Raw genomic sequence first — 19680 nt, forward strand, 5'->3', positions numbered from 1 at the left:
CAGGCCGAGTCTGCGCCGGGGTCCGCCGAGGCGGCAGGGGCCTGCGGACCTGGACGGGGGCAGGACCGCTGCCTTCCGTACCCCCGCGGGCCGTCCGGGCGTCACCCGTCTCTGCCCTGCCGGTGCCCGCGTGGGCCTGGCGGAGGCGTCGCGCCGCACGGTCCACTGGGGGCCGCAGCAGGGGTGCGCCGACGAGGAGGCAGCGGATGCGGACGTCCAGGGCGCAGAGCGAGCAGGCCGAGCCCCGGCAGCCGGCGCGTGGCCCGGCCTCCGCCCGGCGGGAGACGCCCTCGGCCGGCGCCGCCGTGCCGCCCCCGCTCACCGCCGCCGCGCTCCGCGCGGCACAGCGCGGAGCGGGCAACGCCGCGGCGACCGGCATGATCGCTCGCCGCGCAGGCACCACGCCCGCCCCGGAGCAGCCGGACTCCGGCAGGGTGAACGAGGTTCTGCGCTCGGCCGGCCAACCGCTTGCCGCGCCGGTGCGCCAGGAGATGGAGTCGCGGTTCGGGACCGACTTCTCCGACGTACGCCTGCACACCGGTGCCGCCGCCGCCCGCTCGGCCCGCACCATCGGGGCCCGCGCCTACACCTCCGGAAGCCATGTCGTGATCGGCGACGGGGGCGGTGACCGGCACACCCTCGCCCATGAGCTCACCCATGTCGTCCAGCAGCGCCAGGGGCCGGTGGCCGGTACCGACAACGGTGCGGGGCTGAGGATCTCCGACCCTTCCGACCGCTTCGAGCGGGAGGCGGAGAGCAACGCGCGCCGCGTCCTGAGCGGCGCCGCGCCGGCGACCCGGGATGCGGAGCGGTCCGCACCGTCGGCCGAGCGGGTCCAGCGGCGGACGGTGCAGCGCTGGACGGAGCAGGCCACCCAGAACCAGGTGGCCATGAAGGTTTCGGCGGGCGGGCTGTTCGCGGTCGCGAGCGCCGACGCCACCTCGGTCTGGGTACGGGTCGGCACCCCGCAGGACGCCGTCTCCCCGGCGTTGCGCGCGACCAGCACACCGCCGCAGGACCTCTTCGGCACCGGGAACTACCAGGAGCACCAGCTCGCCAGGCAGATCCTGGACGACTGCCTCCACACAGCGGAAGAGATCATGCACGACGCCGCGGGAGAGCTGAAGGACGGTTCCCTGAACAGCAGCGTGCGCACGGGTGCCGGGCTCAAGCCCTTCGGTACGTCGGACGAGCTGAACCGTGAGCGGGCGGGCGCTTTCGACGGGGCGACGGATCGCCATGCCAGTCCGGAGGTCGGACAGTCCTACCTGATGATCGCGATGGATCCGGGAGACCTGGTCATGTCGCAGTACCACGCGGCCGCGGTCGTGGGACTGGACGGAACGGACACGGTGACCATGGAGGCTTTCGCGGGCAGCGGGCAGACGACCCCGGATCCCATGACCTACACGATCGGCACGGTGAACTCGTTCCACGATTACTGGACGGGCGCCTACTACGGCCCGAACTATCCCGGTGTCACCATGAGGACGGTGGTCATCGTCAAGCGCGGAAGGGGGCCGCGCGTGCCGGCGGGCCAGGAGCAGCCGGCCAACCCCAACGTTCCGTGAGGCCGTGATCAGGCCTCGTCCTGTGAGGCCCCGTCCTGTGAGGCCGTGATCAGGCCTCGTCCTGTGAGGCCCCGTCCTGTGAGGCCGTGATCAGGCGCCGGTGGCCACCGCCAGGTACGGGCCGAACTCGCCCTCCAGGACCAGCCGTCCGAGCTTGCGGTACTCCTGGGCGACCGCCGTCACCAACTGGCGCATGGTGAGCGGGCTGCCGGACTCGGCCGCCAGGTAGGCCGCGGTCACCGCGCAGGCGCGGATGGACCCGCCGGCGAGTTCGAAGCGGTCGGCGCAGAACGCGAGGTCCAGGTCGCCGGCCCGGGGCAGGCGGTCGCCCAGGCAGCGCTCCCACAGGTCGAGGCGCCGGCCGGAGTCGGGCACCGGGAAGTCGGCCACCACGTCCAGCCGCCGGGTGAACGCCTCGTCCAGGTTGGCCCGCAGGTTGGTGGTCAGCACCGCGATGCCGTCGAACGACTCCATGCGCTGCAGCAGGTAGGCCGACTCGATGTTGGCGTGCCGGTCGTGCGCGTCCTTCACCTCCGAGCGCTTCCCGAAGATCGCGTCGGCCTCGTCGAAGAGCAGCACCGCGTTGACCGCCGAGGCCTCGGTGAAGATGCGCTCCAGGTTCTTCTCGGTCTCCCCTATGTACTTGTCGACGACCGTGGACAGGTCCACCACGTACAGATCCATGCCCAGGTCGGCGGCGACGACCTCGGCGGACATGGTCTTGCCGGTGCCCGACTCGCCGGCGAACAGCGCGATCACGCCGCGCCCCCGGCCGCCGCCGGGACGCATCCCCCACTGCCCGAGCACCTGCTCGCGGTGGCGGGCGCGGAGCGCGAGTTCGCGCAGCCGACGGTGGGTGGACGGCGGCAGCACCAGGTCGTCCCAGCCGACGCCCGGCTCCACCCGGCGGGCGAGCCGGTCGAGCCCCGCGCCGTTCTGGGCGCGTACGGCGGTGCGCAGGTCGTCGGGGCGGACCGGGCGGCCCGCGAGGGCAGCCGTGCGCACCGCCACGTCGGCGGCCCGGTGCAACTGCCCCGAGTCCAGGCGGTGCGCGGCGACCGCCTCGGCGAGCGCCTCGACGTCACCGGTCGCGAGACCGCCGCGGAAGCCGTCGCCAGAGCTGTCACCGAAGCCGGCACCGGAGCCGTCACCGAGGCCGGCAGCACCGGAGTTGTCGTCGCCCGCCGCCCGTTCGAGGGCGTACCGCCAGCGCGCGGCCTGCCGCTCGGGGGAAGGCGCCGGCACGTTCAGGACGACCGGTGTGTCGGCCGCCCACTCCGGGGCCCAGCCGACGGTGCCGTGGGTGAGCAGGGGCATCCCCCGCAAGGCGGCGCACAGCGCCCCGAGCGTGCGGGCCCGTTCGGCGGGTTCCGCGGGCAGCGCCTCCAGGGGGCCGAGGACGACCCCGGCGCCGGTGAGGCGGGCTTCGCGGGCGGCGACCCGGGCGAGTTCCGGTACGTCGCCGGGGCGCCGGGCGAGCGCCACCGCGTCCAGGACGAGCGGACGCAGCCCGGCCGCGCGCAGGGCGGCGGTGGCCAGACCCGCCGCGTCGCCGCCCCGGCCGCGCAGATGGACGAGGCCGACGCCGGTGCCGGCCGCGGCCGCCGCGCGGTGGACTTCCGCCGCCTCGGCGGTCGGGTCCTCGCGGGCCTCGCCGAGCACCCCCGCCAGCCGGGCGTCGGGCCGGGCACTGCCCAGCAGGTGCCCGGTGACCCGGTCCGGGACCACCAACGCCCTTGACAGCGGGGGCCGTTCGGGCTCGGCGAGCTCCAGCAGGCCGCCCTCGATCAGCGGCGCCCCGGGGGCGAGCCGGAACCGGGCGGGCGCCGCTCCGGCGAGCCCGCACAGTTCCAGGGCGAGCCCGACCGTGGGCCGGCGGCGTGTCAGGTCGTCGTTGAGGTAGCCGTAGAGCCGCTCGAAGCGGGCGTCGAGGTCGGGCGCCACCGCGACCAGGAGCAGGTCCAGGTCCAGCGGGGACAGGCCGAACCGCCGGGCGAGGCCGTCGAGCACGGAACCGGCGGGCGGCTGCCACGGCTCGTGCCCGGATACGGCGAGGCCGCCCGGCTCGTCCAGGATGCGGGCGACCGCGTCGGGGGTGAGGTACTGGCCGCGGTACGGGTCGTCGGGATCGGGGTCGGCGGCACGACGGACGGCCACGGCGTGGCGTACCCGTTCCTCGACCAGCCTCAGCCGCGACCAGAGGTGTTCCACGTCGGTGCGTTCGGATGCGACGTCAGTGGCCACGGGTTCGGCGGTGTGCGTCATGGCTGGCGGTCCCCCCGGCGGCGACGGGCGGGGGCGGGGCCGCGTTCGCGCGGGCCGGCGAAGCCGTCCGGGCCCGGGTCGGTCGCCTCCTTGTAGCGCAGTCGGCGGCCCGGCACCGCCTCCCCGTCCTCGCCGCGGGCGGCGGAGCGTACGACGAGGCCTTCGGTGACCGGCGGTGCGGTCGCGCTGGTCACCCCGGCGAGCGGCGCCCGTACCCGTACCTGGAGGGATGCCTTCATCTCCCCGCCGAGCGCCGACCACACGTCGGCGGCGGAGGGCGCGTCCGCGCCGGCCCCGGCGGTGTCGAGTGCCACCGTCAGGCCGAGTTCGGCGAGGGTGCCGGTGAGCAGGCGGGCGGGCAGGGTGCCGGTGGCCACCAGGGTCGCCAGCACCTGCGAGAGCAGGCGGTGTTCGTCCTGCGGGCGGTTGGCCCACGCGGTGACCAGGTACGCCAGCTCGAACCAGCGCGGCGGGGAGCGCCGTGCCACCAGGTGGCCGTCCTCGTCGTACACCTCTCCGGTGCCGCTGCCGCGCCGGGTGGCGTCCTCCCGGATGTCGTAGAGGAAGACGCAGACGGTGGGGGCGCTGCGGCGGGCCGCCCAGTCCCGGGTGGGGGCGTCGAAGACCACCTCGACGCCCGACGCCTCCAGCCCGGACTCGTCGAGCAGCCGGCGCAGTCCCTCGTCGACCTCGTGGATCACCGGCGGGTCACCTCGTCGGGCGGCTGGATGCTGCCGCTGACCACCAGGAAGTCGGTCTTCACGGGCGAGAAGCCGGGGCCCTTGGCGGTGATGACGCGCGGACCGGTCTGGTCCTTGGCGAGGATGAGCAGCTGGCCGATGAACGTGCCGTCGGGACGGGGGACCGTCGGCGCCGCCGCGGCGGTGATGCCCGGCTTCCAGGTGAACCGTACCGGCGCTCCCGGCGGGAAGTCCTTGCCGCGCACGGAGGTGACGAAGCCGGGCTTGCCGACCTCCGGCACCGCGACGATGCGCGGCTGGAGGATGCGCAGCCGCTGCTTGGCGGTGTTGTCGCTGTTGTCGGCGTCCGTGCCGGTGGTGGTGAGCAGGCCGGTGACGCGGCCGGTGAGCGCCCTGTCGGGGCTCAGGACGACCCGGACGACGGTGCTCGCGCCCGGCTTGAGGTCCGGCAGCGCGCACACCCAGGACCGGTCGCAGCCCTCCGGCGGGCCGTTGTCGGGGATGCCCGCGGGCAGGCCGATGTGCAGCCGCAGCCCGGTCGCCAGCGCGTTGCGGCCGTTGCGGACCGTGTAGGTGACCACGACGCGTCCGCCGACGTAGCCCGGATTGGGCTGCGCGGTGACCTTCACCCCGGGTCCGGCGGCGGGCGCGGGCGGCTCGGCGGGCACGGTCGGGGGCGGAACCGTCGGGGTCGGGACCGGGATCGGGATCGTCGGGGTCGGGGTCGGCGGGGGTGTGGCCTCGCGCACCGGGATCACGGTCCGGCCGGCGTTGTCGCCGGGCTCGGGGTCCAGGACGGTGCCGGTGACCGACCAGTCCACGGGCTGGTCGCCGGCGGTGAGGCCGGTGAGAGTGACGTTCACCGTGACGGTGCCGCCGGGCCGCACCACGCCGACGTCGCACTGGTAGTCGGCGGCGTCGCAGGTGCCGCCGGGCCAGGTCGCCCCGGTGACCTGCACGCCGGCCGGCGGGACGATGGTCAGGGTGGTGCCCGGGGAGGCGGCGGGGCCGTTGTTCACCAGGTCCACGCCGACCGTGACGGACGTGCCGACCGTGACCTGGGGGGTGGTGCCGGGCGCGTGCACGGCGAGGTCCACGGACTGCTGGACGCTGGGCTCCTTCTGCCGGCCCGGCAGGTTGCCGGTGAGCGGTGTGAGGTCGCCGGATTCGACGTCCAACAGGCTCAGTTTCTCGGGGCTGTTGACGGCGACGGCGGCCCGCGAGCTGATCACCAGGCTGTTGCCGTCGGCCGTCCAGGCGGCGTCACGCGGCTGGAACGGGCCGGTCGCCGAGGTGTCCGGCAGCGGCCGGCCGCAGGCGCCGGGCAGGCCGCGGGCGGCGGCGGGGGTCAGCACCCGGCAGTCGTCGCCGGTGAGGGAGGTCAGGAGGATGCCGTCGCGTTCGTCGATCCGGCCGCCGCCGCTCTTGCGGTTGAAGGCGATGGCGGTCCCGTCCGGCGAGAACGCCGGGCTGTCGTCGATGACCTCGCAGGCGCCCGGGCAGATGGTGGCGCTCAGGTCGCGCTGCTGGTCGAGGTGGGCCACCGGCACGGTCCAGATGTGTTTGTTGCCGCCGGTGCCGTTGATCACCTCGCTGCGGGTGAAGGCGAGTGTCCTGCCGTCGGAGGACCAGGTGGGCTGGGCGTCGCGGCCCGTCTGCTCCCCGGCCGGCGGGGTGATCTCCCCGGTGATCGCGCCGGTGGCCGCGTCCGCGACGAGGATGCGGCTGGGCCCGCCGACGCCGCCCGGTGAGGTCCGGGTGAAGGCGAGGTACTTGCCGTCCGGGGAGAACGCCGGGTCGGTGTCCCAGTCCGTCGCTCCGCGTCCGGCGAGCGGCAGCGGCGCCGCGCCGGAGCCGTCGGCGTCCGCCGTCCAGATCCGCTCGATGCGGCCTTCCGGGCCGTCCTCGAAGCGGGTCACCACGATCCGGCGGCCGTCGGGTGTGTAGCTCTGCCGCTCGGTCCACGGGTCGTATCCGGACGCGGGCTGGAACAGCGGGTCCTGGGCGGGATCGGTGTGCGTGTCGGCCGCCGGGTCCTCCTCGAGGATCGTCAGCCCCAGATCGCGCGGGTCGGAGCCGTCCGAGCGGGCGTCCTGCAGCGTCACCACGTGCGGGCCGGACGCCGAGACGCGCTCGACCACCACACCGCCGCCGTCGAGCGGGCCGAGCCAGGTGACGGAGGAGACCTCCCGGTCCTCGCTGAGCACTACCGCAGGGGTGTCGGCGGAATGCGCGGGCACCCGGAACACGTGTTCCCAGTCGCCCTCGCAGGAACAGGTGCGGTCGGGGCTGAGGAACAGCACACCGTCCCCGTCGGGCAGCCAGGCTGCCCCGTGGGTACGCCAGTCCGCCTGCTCGCCCGCCAGCAGCGGCCCGTCGGTGGTTCCGTCGGTCACCCTCAGCCGGGGGCCGGACTGTCCGGGCGCGGCGCCGGTGTACGCGATCAGGTCCTGGTGCGCGGCGTCGTCCACCGGGTTCCACACCGGGTCGGTGGCGGTGCCGTTGGCGGGGTCGGTGACCCGGGTGACGGCGCCGCCGGCCAGCGGCCGTACGTAGATCTGCTCCCCGGCCAGGACATCGGTGTCGCTCGCGTACGCCAGCCGCCGCCCGTCCGGGGAGACCGTCGGGCACTCCTCGTTCGCGGGGGTGTCGGTGAGCCGCGTCAGGCCGGTGCCGTCGGTGCGCACCAGCCACAGGTCGCGCTGGGTCCCGCCGCCCGTACCGTCCGGCTCGGCCGCGTCGAAGACCACGGACCCGCCGTCCGGGGTCAGGCGGGGGTGCGCGGCGTCCATGCCGCTGGTCAGACGCCGTACGGAACCGTCGGCGGACCGCAGGTAGATCTGCGGGGTCCGTTCGTCGCGGAGGCTCGCGAAGACCAGCTGGTCGCCGAGGGCGGACGGCTGGACGTCCTGGTGGGCCGGGCCCGCGCCGAACAGCGGGGTGCTGGTGGTGCTGCCGGTCACCCGGCCGAGGCTGCGGTGCCGGGTGCCGGCGTAGGCGATCCGGGCATCCGGGGTGCCTGCCGCCGCGGCCCGCGGTGCGGACTCGGCGCTGCCCTGCCCGGATGCCCCCGCCACCGCCAGCAGCGGGACGAGCAGCAGCAACGCCATGCCGAGTCTGCCCGGGCGGTACCGCCCGCCGGGGCCACCGGTTCCCATCGAGATCCCCCTCGCGGTCTGCTGCGGCACGTGGCTGTGCCCCCGCCACCCTGCGACGGCCGCGCACCGACGCGGCAGGGCGGCGGAGCCGTGCCCGGGGGAAACGGGCGGTGTGTTTTCGGGCAGCGCCGGCGCACCCGGCTCTCGTCCCGGACGTCTCAGATGAGTCCGTTCCGCAGCGCGTAGCCCACCGCGTGTGCCCGGTTGCGGAGTTGGAGGCGGGTGATGATCTCGTGCAGGACGTTCTTGACGGTCCGTTCGGAGTAGGCGGTCTTGCGGGCTATCTCCGCGGTGTCCATGCCCTCCGACACCAGGCGCAGCATGTCCGCCTCCCGTGTGGTCAGCGTGGACAGGGACAGGCCGCGCGGATCGAGCGGTGAGCGCTGCAGGGCGCCGACGTGGCTGAGCAGCTTGCCCAGCAGGTCACCGGGGAGTACTCCCTCGCCGTTGGCGGTCGCCAGCACCAGGTGGGCCAGCCGGTCCTGGTCGGCCTCGCCGCGTCGCAGCACCGCCGCGACGCCGCACTCGATGACGCGTTGCAGTGCGTCGGAGCCGAGGGTGCTCACCACGAGGCCGACGCGGGTGGCGGAGTTGAGCCGCAGCCGGTTCAGCAGTTCGGCGACGTCGTCGTCGACGCTGTCCACGACCACCAGCGATACCTGGGCCTCCTCGGCGGTGTCTTCCGCGAGCAGGTCGACCTCGGGGCGCTGGCGCAACTGCTGGAGGACGCCGACGCGCAGGACCGGATCGGCGGCGTAGAGGGCCACGGTCACCCGCTCCGGCCGGCCGGTGCGAGAGGCCCAGTGCCCTAAGCCGGTGGTTGCGGATTCATATGACGTGGGGGCGGACATGGCGGGGCTGTTCTCCTCTGTGCAAGGTTCGGGGGGGTTACCTGTCCGGAGTTCGTGGGACAGGGTCGCTGGGGCCGGAGAACACCGGAAGGCGGCGCACGGGAGCCCCTGGAGTGACTTCAACAGGTCGGTATTTACGATGCGTTGACGGTGACTGCGCAGGCACCACGACTGCCCGGATGTTGCCCCCGCGCCCCTCGGCGTACACCCGCCGGTGTTCCTACGGTGGTGGCGTGACGCCTTCTGCAGCCTCTTCCGGTCCCGGTGCGCCCGGACTCGACATCCCGGTCGTGACGGTGGTCCCGGGCGGCACCGCCACGACCAGTCTGACTGTCCGCAACGACAGCGACATCGTCGAGGCCTACAGCCTGGAGGTCGTCGGGGACTGCGCCTCCTGGACCACCGTGGAACCCGCGCGGGTCTCCCTCTACCCCGGCACTTCCGAGACGGTGACGATCCGGCTGGAGCCGCCGCGCTCGCCGGAGATCCGGGCCGGCGAGATGCCCCTCGCGGTACGGGTCCTGCCGACCGAGCACCCCGAGGCGGTACGGGTCCCCGAGACCACCGTGCACGTGGAGGAGTTCCACGAGCTGCGCACCGAGCTGCTCCCGCGCCGCCGGCGCGGCTGGCTGCGCGGCCGCTACCGGCTGGCGGTGCGCAACGCGGGCAACACCCCGGTCCAGGTGGGCTTCACCCCCGGCCAGGCGGGCGAGGAGCTGGCGTTCGCCTTCAACCCGGCCGAGCCGAAGCTGGAGCCCGGCGAGTCGGCCGAGGTCGGGCTGCGGGTCCGTACCGGCAAGCCGGTGTGGTTCGGCTCCCCGGTGGTGTGGCCGTTCACCGTGGACACCGCCGAGACCGGGGACCGGGAGGGGAACCGGCCGGACGAGACGGTCCACCGGCCGCCGCTGGACGCGGAGTTCGTCCAGATACCCGTCTTCCCCAAGTGGCTGCTCGCCCTGCTCGCGGCGCTGCTCGCGCTGCTGCTCGCCTGGTTCACGCTGGTCCGTCCGGCGGTGCGCAGCGCCGCGAAGGAGGCGGCCAACGAGGCGGTGCAGCCGCGCCCCACGCCCGCCGGGGAGCAGGGCGCCAACGGGCAGGGACCCGGCGCCGGTTCCGGCGGCGGCGCGAGCGCATCGCCCGGCGCCCAGGGGTCGGGCCAGGGGCTGGGATCCGGATCCGGCGGCGACGGGGCCTCGACCGGCGACGGCACCATGGCCGGCGGCGGTCAGCAGAGCTCGGCGACCATCGATCTGAAGACGGCCGGCGGGGAGACCAGGACCGGCACCTACAAGGTCCCGGAGAAGAGCGTATTCGGCGTGACCGATATCGTTGTCGCCAATTTCCAAGGCGACGAAGGGGTGTTGACGATCACCTTCGGGGACCGCAAGATCACCACAATCGCGCTGGAGACCTTCCGCAACCAGGACTACCACTGGGTCACCCCCATCAAGATCCCCGCGAACGACACCGTGACCATCGAAGTGACCTGCGCGAAGCCGGGCACTCCGGCCACCGGCCGCCGGGCACAGGGATGTCACGAGGTGCTGAACGTGAGCGGTGTGCTCAGCAGCACCAAGCAGTGAATCCAACCTCAGAGTTCCCGATCATTCTTGATCAGTGCCGAGTACACCTGTAAAGAGCGACAAGTGGTTCCGTCCGGAAATCGATAACCCAGGTCTGAAAACCGGCACCCGGGCCGATGACGGCCTTTCCCGTCCCTCCACCGGCAATCACGCGCTCCGGCACCACGCCCCCACTCCGCCGACCGTACGACACGTCACCGCCCCGAGCCCTCGCAGCGACCGCCGACGACGGCCGCATCGCCGGGGTGTGGGTGTCACGCGGACTGATCGAGAGCCCGTGGCAACGGCGAGCCACGGCCCTGGCGTGGTCGGCGCCGACGCAGCCCCGTCCCGAGCGGTGACACCCTCCGCCCCTCCGCGGCTGCTACGCCTTGCACCGCCGGCAATGCGTAAGCCCCCGCGCTTCCGCGTCCTCTCGGGACATCTGCTCGATTCCCCCGAACGTCTCCGGTTTGCCGTTCAGCGCTGGGCAACTGGTGTCGGTGTGATACGAGTCTCGATGAATGCCGATGCGTACGTGCACTTCGTTCATGGAAGTTCCGCTCTCCTCGTGGATTACGTGTCGCCGTCGAAGCGGCCCGATTCCCTCAACGATCACGACCGGCCGCGGCAACGTCCGAAACCGGCCGATCAGCGCCTCTCCCGCCGCGGTCTCCGCCTCGACTCCACTCGACCTCTCCGCAGTTCTCGAACAGGAGCATCGTGTGCCTCGGGTCCGTTTGAACATCGCCCGGGAGAAGAAGCCCCCGCTCGACGTGCTCACAGCGATACGTGCGTGGACCATCGCGGTGATCTCCGACCTCACGCGGCAGTGAGGTGGCCGGGCAGCGGCTCGGAGAGGCCGACGTCCAGGCGCGACGCGGTGACGAGCGAGGCCGTACGAGGCACGGGCGGCGCGGTACGTGCACGGTGGAATCGCGCTGAAGCACTGCCCGCGCTCGTGCTCAGGTGTCCAGGTGGTCCACGAAGATGCCGATGAGTATGCGACCGCCGAGGCGAGGCTCGGGCAGGCTGAAGTGGACTCGGTTGCGGTGCCGTTCCTTCTTGCCGTGCCACTCGCAGCGGTAGGTCTCGCCTTCGTGATCGACGTCCCGCTGCTTCATGATCGCGGGCTTGGAACGGGTGTTGGGACTCTCCGGGGACAGGTCCAGGCCGAATCGGCCCAGTTCCGCCTGCACCTGGTGCGGCTGGCCCGAGTGCAGGGCCAGGGCGTCGGCGAAGTGGTCGTGCACCACGCCCAGGAGCCGTACGACCCAGTCGCGCATCTCCGCGTAGCTGCCGTCGAACTTCCGGAAGGAGAGGGAGTCGGCGAAGACCAGTTGCGGGAAGCTCTGGCGGGCGAGGCCGAAGAAGTCCCGCTCCGTGATGTTCTCCCGTGCGAAGAGGGATCGCCGGAACTCGGACAGCGCGGGCGCCTCGACGAGGTGGAAGACCTCCTCGGTCGCCGGCTCACCCGTCGCCCCGTCGACGCCGGAGACCGGGAGCCAGCCGCGGCGGCCTCCGGCGGGGAAGACCAGGCATGCGACGTGGTGCCGCTGCCGCGTCCGCCACCAGGCGTAGCAGAGGGACCAGGCGAGGTCCCGGTCGACGCCCGCCACTTCGACGCGGTCGGGCAGGCCGGGAACGTCCGTGTCCCAGGTGGGGCAGCGGTCCATGTGACGGATCATCCTCAGCCGCGCGTCCCGTCCGGCACGCGGCGCCTCCCCCTCGTACAGGACGTCGTAGAGCTCACGGCTGTCCGCGCACTCCACCGCCATCCACATCGGTGAGACGGCGACCGTCTGCTGTTCGGATAACTCCTCCAGCGTGTCGCTGAAGTCGTCCAGCAGGTCCGTCAACCGCTCCTCCGTCAGCCCCCGGAAATCGAATGACGACTCGTCCACGACGATCCGGTACGGCTCACCGCCCCCTGCGCCTGGCACGTGCCAGCCTCCCCAGGTCCTGTTCGATCTGGTCGAAGAAGCCCCGCGGCCACTCGGTCAGTTCGCCGTTCGTGGTGAACTCGATGGGTGCGGAACCGGCTTCCTCCTCGCCGAAGTAGTGCACGACCGCGTCCCCGGGCGGCAGGCTCCGCTCCTCCGCCACGGCCAGCCGGGCCCCGTTGAGCACGTGGTCGCTGTGCGTCTCCACGATCACCTGGGCTCCGGCCCCGGCGACCCGCGCCAGGAAGCGGCCCAGCTTGGACTGACCACCGGGGTGGAGGTGCGCCTCCGGGTTCTCGACGATCAGCAGGTCCCCGGGACGGGTGAGGAGACCGGCGACGATCACCGGCAGGGCGTAGGAGAATCCGAAGCCCATGTTGGCCGGACGGATCGGCTCGCTCAGCAGTCCCGGTTCCTGGAAGCGGATGGTGCTCGCCGTGATGCCGGGCGGCCACTGTGCGGTGATCTTGATGGGGCGGATGATGTCGGAGGCCCAGGTCTCCACCTGTGTGCGCAGTGTCGTGACGTTGTGCGTGCTCCGGGTCGCCGGATGGAGCAGCGGCTCACGCACCACCCGGGTCTCGTGCAGGGCGAGTAACTGCGCGGTGTACTGCCCCTGCACGCCGACTCCGATGAGGTCGGGATGCTCGGCGGAGACACCCAGTTGGTCGCGCGGACCAAGACGCTCGGCACACAGGTAGGTGAACGCGCTTCCCCGACCGCACAGTTCGGCCGGTGGCGGCTCGCTGTCATCGACCACCCTCAGGTAGAGCGCCTGTTCGTCGGGGACCGTGAAGCGGTGCACACTCGGCGCCCGGGTGCCGTCGCCGATCTGGATCTCGATGGTGGAGTCGGGGGCGTCCGGATGCAGCACCTCGTGCGCTTCACCCAGGGCGAGTCCGTAGGGACCGTTCAGCTGTACCACGCGGCCGGCCGGCGCGTCCGCGAGCTGACGGGTCAGCAGCAGGCTCTGGATGGTGGTGCTCTTCCCCGTGCCGTTGAGTCCGGTGAGCACGGTGAGGGGGCGCAGGGCGAAGGACGCGTCGGCGAAGCGTTTGAAGTGCCGGACGCGCAGGGAAGTGATCACTTCCCTGCCTCCGCGATGTCGGCGGTGGCGTCGAACCGGTACATCACCCGGCGGACGTCACCCGTGGAGGAGGTGATGGCTTCCAGGTATCGGTAGTCGTACGTCATCCGCTCGCGTGCCAGGGCGACGATCTCCTCGCGGCGCCGTTCAAGGTCCGTGGCGTCGTGCTTGGCGAGGGTGATCGACCAGGTCTCGAAGAGTGCCCGGTTGATCGGGTTCCGGCCGGACGACTCGAGCGGCCACTTGCGGAACGCCTGGTCACCGAAGACCAGACGGGCGTTCACCATGGCCTTCCGGAAGGCCGCCACGAGGTCTCCGACCCTGGCGTCGGTCACGTCCTTCACGCTGTCCAGCATGGTGGTGGTTCGCTGGAGGAACGGGTCCATGGCGGCGTACTTCGCGTAGCCGTCCGTGCCCATCAGCCAGAAGGCGGCGAAACGCAGGGCCATCTCCCGGTCGTTCATCCGGATGTGGCCGCCCATGTCGTTGGTCGCCGCGTTGAACTCCGCCGTGTCGGTCATCTCCCGCAGGACGGTCCGGCTGCGGTCCTTGCTCATGCAGTGCCGGATCTCCTGCGCGTTCAGGGGCGTACCCCCTGTATTGATCCGCTTGAAGATGTCGTACATGACATCGGACGGAGTCGTCGGGTCGATGACGTTGGTGACGATCTGGGTGTTGTAGATGCGCCGCTTCCAAGGGGCGGGGAGATCCTCGAAACGCTTGCCCTCCACCGCGCTCTGGAGGTACTCCAGGCCCTTCAGTTCGAATCCGCGCTCGTCTCCCCCGCGGACGAAGTCGTGGATGGTCGAAAGGCGCTGGAGGCCGTCGACCACGCGCATGAGCCCGTCGGTGTCCTCGGCGAAATAGAAGGCGGGAAGCGGGATCTGCAGGAGCACGGACTCGATGAGCCGGGACTTCTGCTTCGGTTTCCACACCCGTCCGCGCTGGAAGTCCGGGGCGAGCTCCAGTGACCCGTCCTCGATCATGTCCAGGGCGTTGCGCAGCGAGAACTGCTTGGTGTTGACCCGGATCTGCTCCGGATCCCATGGCCGGTCGATCTCCGGTGGCGCGTCCTCCGCCTCGGTCTCCGCCTCGACTCCGGTACCCGTGTCGAGGAAGTGCTCCTCCGTGATCTTCGGCGGCTCTGGGAAGTCCGAGGTCGTCATGCGGCGATCGTAGCCGGGCGACCGGCAACCGGAAGCCTCTCTTGGCCGGGCGAAACCGTGGATCCGTCCGGGCTGCCTTGTCCTCTCACTCGCCACCCAACACCGTGTCCCCGTCGAACCGCAGGGACGTGATCCGCGACTCGCCGACCCATTCCCGAAGGGTGTTCAGTGCGGCAGGCTCAAGTTTCGTGGTGAAGAGGATGGCCAGGTGCTCTCTGGCTCGTGAACACGCCACGTAGAACAGGTTGCGCGCTCTGACGAACGCCTCCAGTTCCTTGCCCACCAGTTCGTCGCGCCGGGAGAAGTTGGCCAGCATCTCGGGGATCTGGAAGCGGGAGTGGCCCTTGCTGATCACGGTGAGGACCCGGGGGAACTCCAGTCCCTTGACTCCGTGCTGCGTGGCGAAGGGCGTGCCGCCACCGAGGTGTTCGTTCAGCGCCAGCAACTCCGCGTACGGTACCTCGCGCAGCTGCTGGTATTCCTTCGACAGGACCGCCGCCCGGGCCTCGGCCCTGTCGTCACTCACAGCCTGCGGGTCGGTGCCGGACGGTGACACGGCCCTCCGGTGACGCTCGCGTACCTTCCCCAGGCCGTCGAAGAGGTGCTGCTCAAGACAGAGATCGAGGACGTCGCCAACCGTGCCCGTCTCGCGGGCCTTCCCCAGCTTCTCCAGGAACGCCACCCATTCCTGCTTGTCAGCGGGCGAGTTGATGGGTGGGCGGCCACGCGGGTCGAGTGCGTCGAACATCGCGCCGTAGCGCTTGTTCCGGTGGTGGAACAAGGCCGGTTCCAGCGCGTCCATGAAGAAGGCCATGGCGTGGTCCTCCTTCTTCACGTAGGAATCATTGCGCCGAAATGCCCCGTGGAGCTTCTGATACCCCAGCTCGCCGGCGATCGTCTCGTGCGTGAGCATGAGGATCTTCGTGCTGGGCTCCTCCGCCCGCGCCTGGTCATCGTGCCCGGATGCCCCGGTGCTCCAGAAGCGGTCGCGGACGTCGTCCAGTACCCATCTCCGGGCCGCGTGGGCCGCGTCCCAGCCGAGCTGGCCCTTCCGGTGGTGGGTGAGTCTTGTCCCGGCCCATTCGTTAGTGTGATAGACGGCGACGGTGCCCTCGCCCGCTCCTGAGGCCGCGGTCTGCGTCAGTTCGGGACGCATCGTGTTCAGGAGGTTCACGACGGCGCGCTGCGAGCGGCGGTTGCGCCGTCTGAAGACCGGCACCGGGCGCGCGTCCTCGAGTGCCCCGCATGCGTTCTCGTAGATCTGCTGCCAGTGGTCTCCGAAGAAGCCGCAGAGGGGACCGCGTGCGGTGGCCTCATCGCCCGGCGCTCCCAACATGGCCTCCGCCAGGCCAGCGGGGGTGTCCTGGTACTCGTCCACGAAGACGATCGGGAACCTGTCGGCGGCCAGGGCCCGGAACTTGGGAAGGGCGAAGAACGACCTCGCGAGGACGGGCAGGTCGTTGTGCCCCAGCCGTACCTGACAGGTGTCGTGGTCCACTTTCTGGAAGCCGGTGCTGTACTCGACGGTGTAGCCGTCCAGCGACGTACGGCCCTCCAGCTTCGACGGCATAATGTCCAGCTCGACGATGTGGCGCAGCAGGTGCTTGCGGAAAGGGGAGAGTAACTGCCACAGGAAGCCGTGGATGGTTTCGGCGAACACGTACGGGCTGCGGTCGGTACGGCTGATGATCTCGTCGCGGGCCACATTGGTGTAGGTGACGCAGGCGACGCGCTGGTGGGACCGCGGGAGGTAGCGGGCGCGGTCGGCCAGGATGCTCTGGAGCGCCTCGATCAGTGAGCTGGTCTTGCCCGCACCGGCGCCGGCCTCCACCTTGAAGTGACGGCCTTCCCGGAGGGCCGTCAGGATCGTGTGCGTGACGTCTTCCGCCTCGGTCGTCACTCGTCGTCCGCCTTCGTCGCCGTCCCGTCCTGTGCCATGAGCCACTCGAGGCCGCGCCTGATGTACTTCGGGACCTCCCAGTCGTGGTCCCCGAGGACGTGGTCGAGGGCGAAGTCGACCTTGCTGCGCCTGCCCTCCACGCTGCTACGGGCCTGTTCTTCCAGAACCTGGGCGGGAGCGTCACTCGCGGAGATGCCGAACAGGGCCCGATTGGCCAGCGCGAAGGCGTCTTCGAAGGTGCGGCCGCACGGACCGCCGGGCTCCTCCGGCACCTGGTAGGCGAGGCACATGCTTCCGCCGGCGATCGGCGGGCCCGTCTCGGCCCGCTGCAGCAGCTCGGCCACCGTGATGTCCTCTGTCTCCGAGAACCACACCTTGATGGACTGGTTGTGCGTATGCCCGGCCCCGGACACGAGACACTTGGCCATTTTGGGCCCGCTCTTGTCGACGGGATCGAGGTCCGTGATGATCAGAGCCGGGATCCCGAGGACCTTCAGCAGCGGATAGAACTTGTGGGCATGCGCCCCGCCGACCTCCATCACGGTCACGTACTGGTGCCGGGGCGTCTCTCCGGGCCTCCTCGCCGCCAGCTTCTCCTCCGCTGCCGGGACGAAGACACGCTCGCTGGCGCCTTCGACGAGGATCGCCTTGTCCGCGAAGTAGAGGTCGGCCCGGGTGAGGGTCAGGTACTTGCGGAGGAACCTCTCGTCGCCTGTCACCTGGGACAGGTCCTTGATGACAGTGCGGGCCGGCCCAGGCTCGCTTCCGCTCTCCACGGCGTCCTCCTCCTTCCGGAAGTACCGGATGCCGGAGAAGTGCCCCCTGTTGGCCACGTGTGCCGAGTGGGTGGTCACCACGAACTGGGCGTTCCACCGGGGGCCGCTGTCACCTGCGGAACCGCTCTCCTCGGCCGCTCCCGCCTGCTCGGGCATGCTCGCCCTCATCTGCGCGTCGATGCGAGGGAACAGACTGACGGAGTAGGTGAGTCGCTGGATGAACGCCTCCTGCATCTGCGGATGCAGATGGGCCTCCGGTTCCTCCAGAAAGACGAGATGGATCCCCGACTCCGGAGATGTCGCCGTGTGGTCGCGGTAGCAGGTGAAGAGCCTGAGCAGGATCATGACCAGGTTCCGTGTACCGAGGCCGTTGTACGACTCCGGAAACCGCACGCCCGCCACTCCCGGGTAGTGAATGCGCGCAAAGTTCCTGAGCAGCCTTTTGGAGTCCAGCCGGGCGGCCGTGACGAACTCTTGGTTGCCCAGGCCCGGATAACCGAAGGCATTCAACGTCGGCGCCACCCGTTCGCGGACCTTCTGGAGGCTGTTGTCGAGACTGCTGGAGCTCTCTACGAGCGTCATGTCGATGCTCGCGGCGAGCTCCTCCAGCCACGTCGCGTTCTGACTCTTCTCCGCCGCAGCCAGCAGTTGCTCGAAGACCGCTCCGATCGGCGCGGCATGCCCTTCGCCCTCATCGTCCAGCCCTCGCTGCGCCTCGATGAAGTCCACCCTCACCAGGGTGCGCACGTCGGCGAGGTCGACCGGTCGGACGTTCGCCTCATCGGTCGGGTCGACCGCCGTCACCGACATCTCGAAGTGCTTCGGGATGCCTCTGCCCAGCTTCTCAAGCGTGGCGGTGGCATCCGGCTCCACGGGCACACTCCCGAAGAACTCTTTCAGGGCACCGTCCCCCAACGCGTAGGCGAACCTGATCACCACCTCGGAGCAGTCGGGGTCGAGGTCCACCACGAAGGGGGCCAGGGGTCCGTAGTGGCCGCAGTTCTTGTCGTAGGCGACGTGGAGGGTGAGGGTGACTGCCGGAACCGTGTCGCGCGCCTGCTCCGCCTCGCCCGAGGCGAAGAGGCGATGGGCGGCGAGGAACTCCTCGTAGCAGTCGGCGGAGAAGTCCTCGATGCGCAGCGCGGTCTTCTTCCTCGCCACGAAGAATTCGAACAGCTTCGCCAGCGAAGTCTTTCCCGTGTTGTTACGGCCGACGCACAGTGTCACCTCGTCGGTGAAGGAGAGCTCGGTTCTGCGGAGCAGCCGGAAGTTGCGGATGACCGCCTTGGTGAGCCGGGGCGGCACCGGAGCCACGGGCTCAGGCGGCTCGGCGGAGCCGTCGCGCGGGCCTGGGATGACAGGCGGTGCAGTGGTCTGGGTCATCGCAACTCCTTGCTGCGCTCGTACACACCCCGGTCGCCTTGAGGGGACGCGCGGCAAAGAGAACTCAAACCCCCATGCGATGCCTCGCCCCCAGGATCCGGGGCAGCATCTTGTCACCATAAGCCTCTAAATGCACAACAGCCACATTTAATTCACTTTCAGTCATCTATCGATCAGAAATCACTCTCAAATGTTCGGTATGCGGCACGAATCAATGCGGCCACCACCTCACGGGCCGACGGATCAGGTGAGGGGTGGCCTCCCCCTGAGTGGTGGACACGCTGATACTGGATCTGCTTGATCCGGAGGAAGCGAGAAGACCGCCGATGGCGATGAAGGACTACTCGGACGAGTTCAGGGCCGATGCCGTGGCCCTGTACGAGTCCACGCCCGGGGCGACGTACAAGAGCATCGCCGCCGACCTGGGCATCAACCGGGCCACCCTGCGTGAGTGGGTGCTGCGGGACCGCGAACGCCGCGGCGTCGCCGCCGCCACCCCGTCTGCGGGCGGGATGCCGTCGGTCAGGTCCGGGCAGACGACATCGTCCGCCGATCCGGACGAGCGGATCCGGCAGCTGGAGGCCCGGGTGGCCGAGCTGGAGGCGAGTGAGCGGAAGCTGGCGACCGAGCGGGACATACTCCGCAAGGCGGCCAAGTATTTCGCCGGGGAGACCAACTGGTGAGTCGCTTCCAGTTCGTCGCCGACCACCGGGACGCCTACGGCGTGAAGCGGCTGTGCGAGGTCTTGGACCTGAACCGGTCCAGCTACTACAAGTGGCTCTCCGGCAGGAAGGCGAGGGTGTCCCGGCAGAGCGAGGACCGGCTCCTGGCCGAGCGGATCCGCGAGGTCCACGGCGAGTCCGGCGGCGCCTACGGCTCCCCACGGGTGACCGCCGCGCTCCGCGCGAAGGGCCTGCGGGTCAACGAGAAGCGGATCGCCCGCCGCGCAGCGCGAGTGTCGCGGTCTGCCGTGCCGCCCGGGTCTGCCAGGAGGGCCGCCGGACGCGTCCGGTGACGTAGGCGGCGACGGGCACGGCCGCGGTGGCGGTGAGGCCGGCGGCGAGGGCGGTGCGCTGCAGGGCGGGGTGGTGGCCGAGCCATTCGGTGTAGCGGCTGCGTGGCAGGGCGTGCCCGTCGAGTCCGCCGTGGGGCGCCGGGGCCGGGCAGCGGCCGGTCGAGGTTGTCCGAGCCGGTGTCCGGCTGGTCGGTGACCTGACTGGCGAAGCCGATGCGGCGCACGGCCATCAGCCGGTCGGTCAGTGCCGGAGCGAAACGCTGGGCCAGCACGAACTGCACGGCCGACCCGCCGACCGGCAC

At 71.0% G+C, this 19680-nt stretch carries 13 protein-coding genes; 4 read left to right on the forward strand and 9 right to left on the reverse strand.

Translation table 11 applies throughout. From position 1 onward, the window contains the following. The first annotated feature begins 206 nt into the window (after positions 1–206). Positions 207–1571, forward strand: a complete 1365-nt coding sequence (locus tag ACZ5GT_RS26595) for an eCIS core domain-containing protein (RefSeq protein ID WP_469031255.1) — start codon at positions 207–209, stop codon at positions 1569–1571. 90 nt (positions 1572–1661) lie between these two features. On the opposite strand, the gene ACZ5GT_RS26600 is transcribed toward ACZ5GT_RS26595, so the two are convergent. From ACZ5GT_RS26600 to ACZ5GT_RS26615, 4 genes are all read right to left on the reverse strand, one after another. After that, complete coding sequence (locus tag ACZ5GT_RS26600; RefSeq protein ID WP_469031256.1) at positions 1662–3836, reverse strand: AAA family ATPase; 2175 nt, start codon at positions 3834–3836, stop codon at positions 1662–1664. After that, the gene (locus ACZ5GT_RS26605) at positions 3833–4537 is read right to left on the reverse strand and encodes a Pvc16 family protein (protein WP_469031260.1); all 705 of its coding nucleotides are present in this window, start codon (positions 4535–4537) and stop codon (positions 3833–3835) included. The genes ACZ5GT_RS26600 and ACZ5GT_RS26605 overlap by 4 nt, the downstream gene beginning before the upstream one ends. Continuing rightward, positions 4534–7695 carry a hypothetical protein gene (locus tag ACZ5GT_RS26610; protein ID WP_469031264.1) on the reverse strand — a complete coding sequence of 1054 codons (3162 nt, stop codon included), beginning with the start codon at positions 7693–7695 and terminating at the stop codon, positions 4534–4536. Before ACZ5GT_RS26610 ends, ACZ5GT_RS26605 begins: the two co-directional genes overlap by 4 nt. Before the next feature lie 158 nt (positions 7696–7853). Then, complete coding sequence (locus tag ACZ5GT_RS26615) at positions 7854–8546, reverse strand: helix-turn-helix transcriptional regulator (protein WP_469031267.1); 693 nt, start codon at positions 8544–8546, stop codon at positions 7854–7856. Positions 8547–8779: 233 nt separating this feature from the next. On the opposite strand from ACZ5GT_RS26615, the gene ACZ5GT_RS26620 reads away from it, so the two are divergent. Further along, positions 8780–10129, forward strand: coding sequence for a COG1470 family protein (locus ACZ5GT_RS26620; protein WP_469031269.1), 1350 nt, complete (start codon positions 8780–8782; stop codon positions 10127–10129). Positions 10130–11073: 944 nt separating this feature from the next. On the opposite strand, the gene ACZ5GT_RS26625 is transcribed toward ACZ5GT_RS26620, so the two are convergent. The 5 genes from ACZ5GT_RS26625 to ACZ5GT_RS26645 all read right to left on the reverse strand — a co-directional run bounded on the left by ACZ5GT_RS26625 (position 11074) and on the right by ACZ5GT_RS26645 (position 18363). Further along, positions 11074–12051: a hypothetical protein gene (locus tag ACZ5GT_RS26625; protein ID WP_469031271.1), complete on the reverse strand. Its 978-nt coding sequence runs from the start codon at positions 12049–12051 to the stop codon at positions 11074–11076. Beyond that, positions 12029–13138, reverse strand: coding sequence for a DUF3696 domain-containing protein (locus tag ACZ5GT_RS26630; protein WP_469031273.1), 1110 nt, complete (start codon positions 13136–13138; stop codon positions 12029–12031). Before ACZ5GT_RS26630 ends, ACZ5GT_RS26625 begins: the two co-directional genes overlap by 23 nt. Then, positions 13135–14304: a GmrSD restriction endonuclease domain-containing protein gene (locus tag ACZ5GT_RS26635; protein WP_469031275.1), complete on the reverse strand. Its 1170-nt coding sequence runs from the start codon at positions 14302–14304 to the stop codon at positions 13135–13137. The genes ACZ5GT_RS26630 and ACZ5GT_RS26635 overlap by 4 nt, the downstream gene beginning before the upstream one ends. 85 nt (positions 14305–14389) lie before the next feature. Then, entirely contained in the window at positions 14390–16204 is a 1815-nt protein-coding gene (locus tag ACZ5GT_RS26640) for a UvrD-helicase domain-containing protein (protein ID WP_469031277.1), read from the reverse strand. Then, complete coding sequence (locus tag ACZ5GT_RS26645; protein WP_469031281.1) at positions 16201–18363, reverse strand: ATP-dependent nuclease; 2163 nt, start codon at positions 18361–18363, stop codon at positions 16201–16203. Before ACZ5GT_RS26645 ends, ACZ5GT_RS26640 begins: the two co-directional genes overlap by 4 nt. 326 nt (positions 18364–18689) lie before the next feature. On the opposite strand from ACZ5GT_RS26645, the gene ACZ5GT_RS26650 reads away from it, so the two are divergent. Together ACZ5GT_RS26650 and ACZ5GT_RS26655 are read left to right on the forward strand one after the other, a co-directional pair. Continuing rightward, positions 18690–19046: a transposase gene (locus tag ACZ5GT_RS26650; protein WP_469031285.1), complete on the forward strand. Its 357-nt coding sequence runs from the start codon at positions 18690–18692 to the stop codon at positions 19044–19046. After that, the gene (locus tag ACZ5GT_RS26655; protein WP_469031289.1) at positions 19043–19378 is read left to right on the forward strand and encodes an IS3 family transposase; all 336 of its coding nucleotides are present in this window, start codon (positions 19043–19045) and stop codon (positions 19376–19378) included. Before ACZ5GT_RS26650 ends, ACZ5GT_RS26655 begins: the two co-directional genes overlap by 4 nt. Positions 19379–19680 lie beyond the last annotated feature (302 nt).

The sequence above is a fragment of the Streptomyces sp. NPDC031340 genome (assembly GCF_055569945.1).

What these genes read in the sequence shown, in the direction of transcription:
- ACZ5GT_RS26645 (WP_469031281.1), bottom strand. Translation starts at nt 18,363, where the DNA reads ATGACCCAGACCACTGCACCGCCTGTCATCCCAGGCCCGCGCGACGGC.
- ACZ5GT_RS26635 (WP_469031275.1), bottom strand. Translation starts at nt 14,304, where the DNA reads ATGACGACCTCGGACTTCCCAGAGCCGCCGAAGATCACGGAGGAGCAC.
- ACZ5GT_RS26595 (WP_469031255.1), top strand. Translation starts at nt 207, where the DNA reads ATGCGGACGTCCAGGGCGCAGAGCGAGCAGGCCGAGCCCCGGCAGCCG.
- ACZ5GT_RS26650 (WP_469031285.1), top strand. Translation starts at nt 18,690, where the DNA reads ATGGCGATGAAGGACTACTCGGACGAGTTCAGGGCCGATGCCGTGGCC.
- ACZ5GT_RS26600 (WP_469031256.1), bottom strand. Translation starts at nt 3,836, where the DNA reads ATGACGCACACCGCCGAACCCGTGGCCACTGACGTCGCATCCGAACGC.
- ACZ5GT_RS26615 (WP_469031267.1), bottom strand. Translation starts at nt 8,546, where the DNA reads ATGTCCGCCCCCACGTCATATGAATCCGCAACCACCGGCTTAGGGCAC.
- ACZ5GT_RS26610 (WP_469031264.1), bottom strand. Translation starts at nt 7,695, where the DNA reads ATGGGAACCGGTGGCCCCGGCGGGCGGTACCGCCCGGGCAGACTCGGC.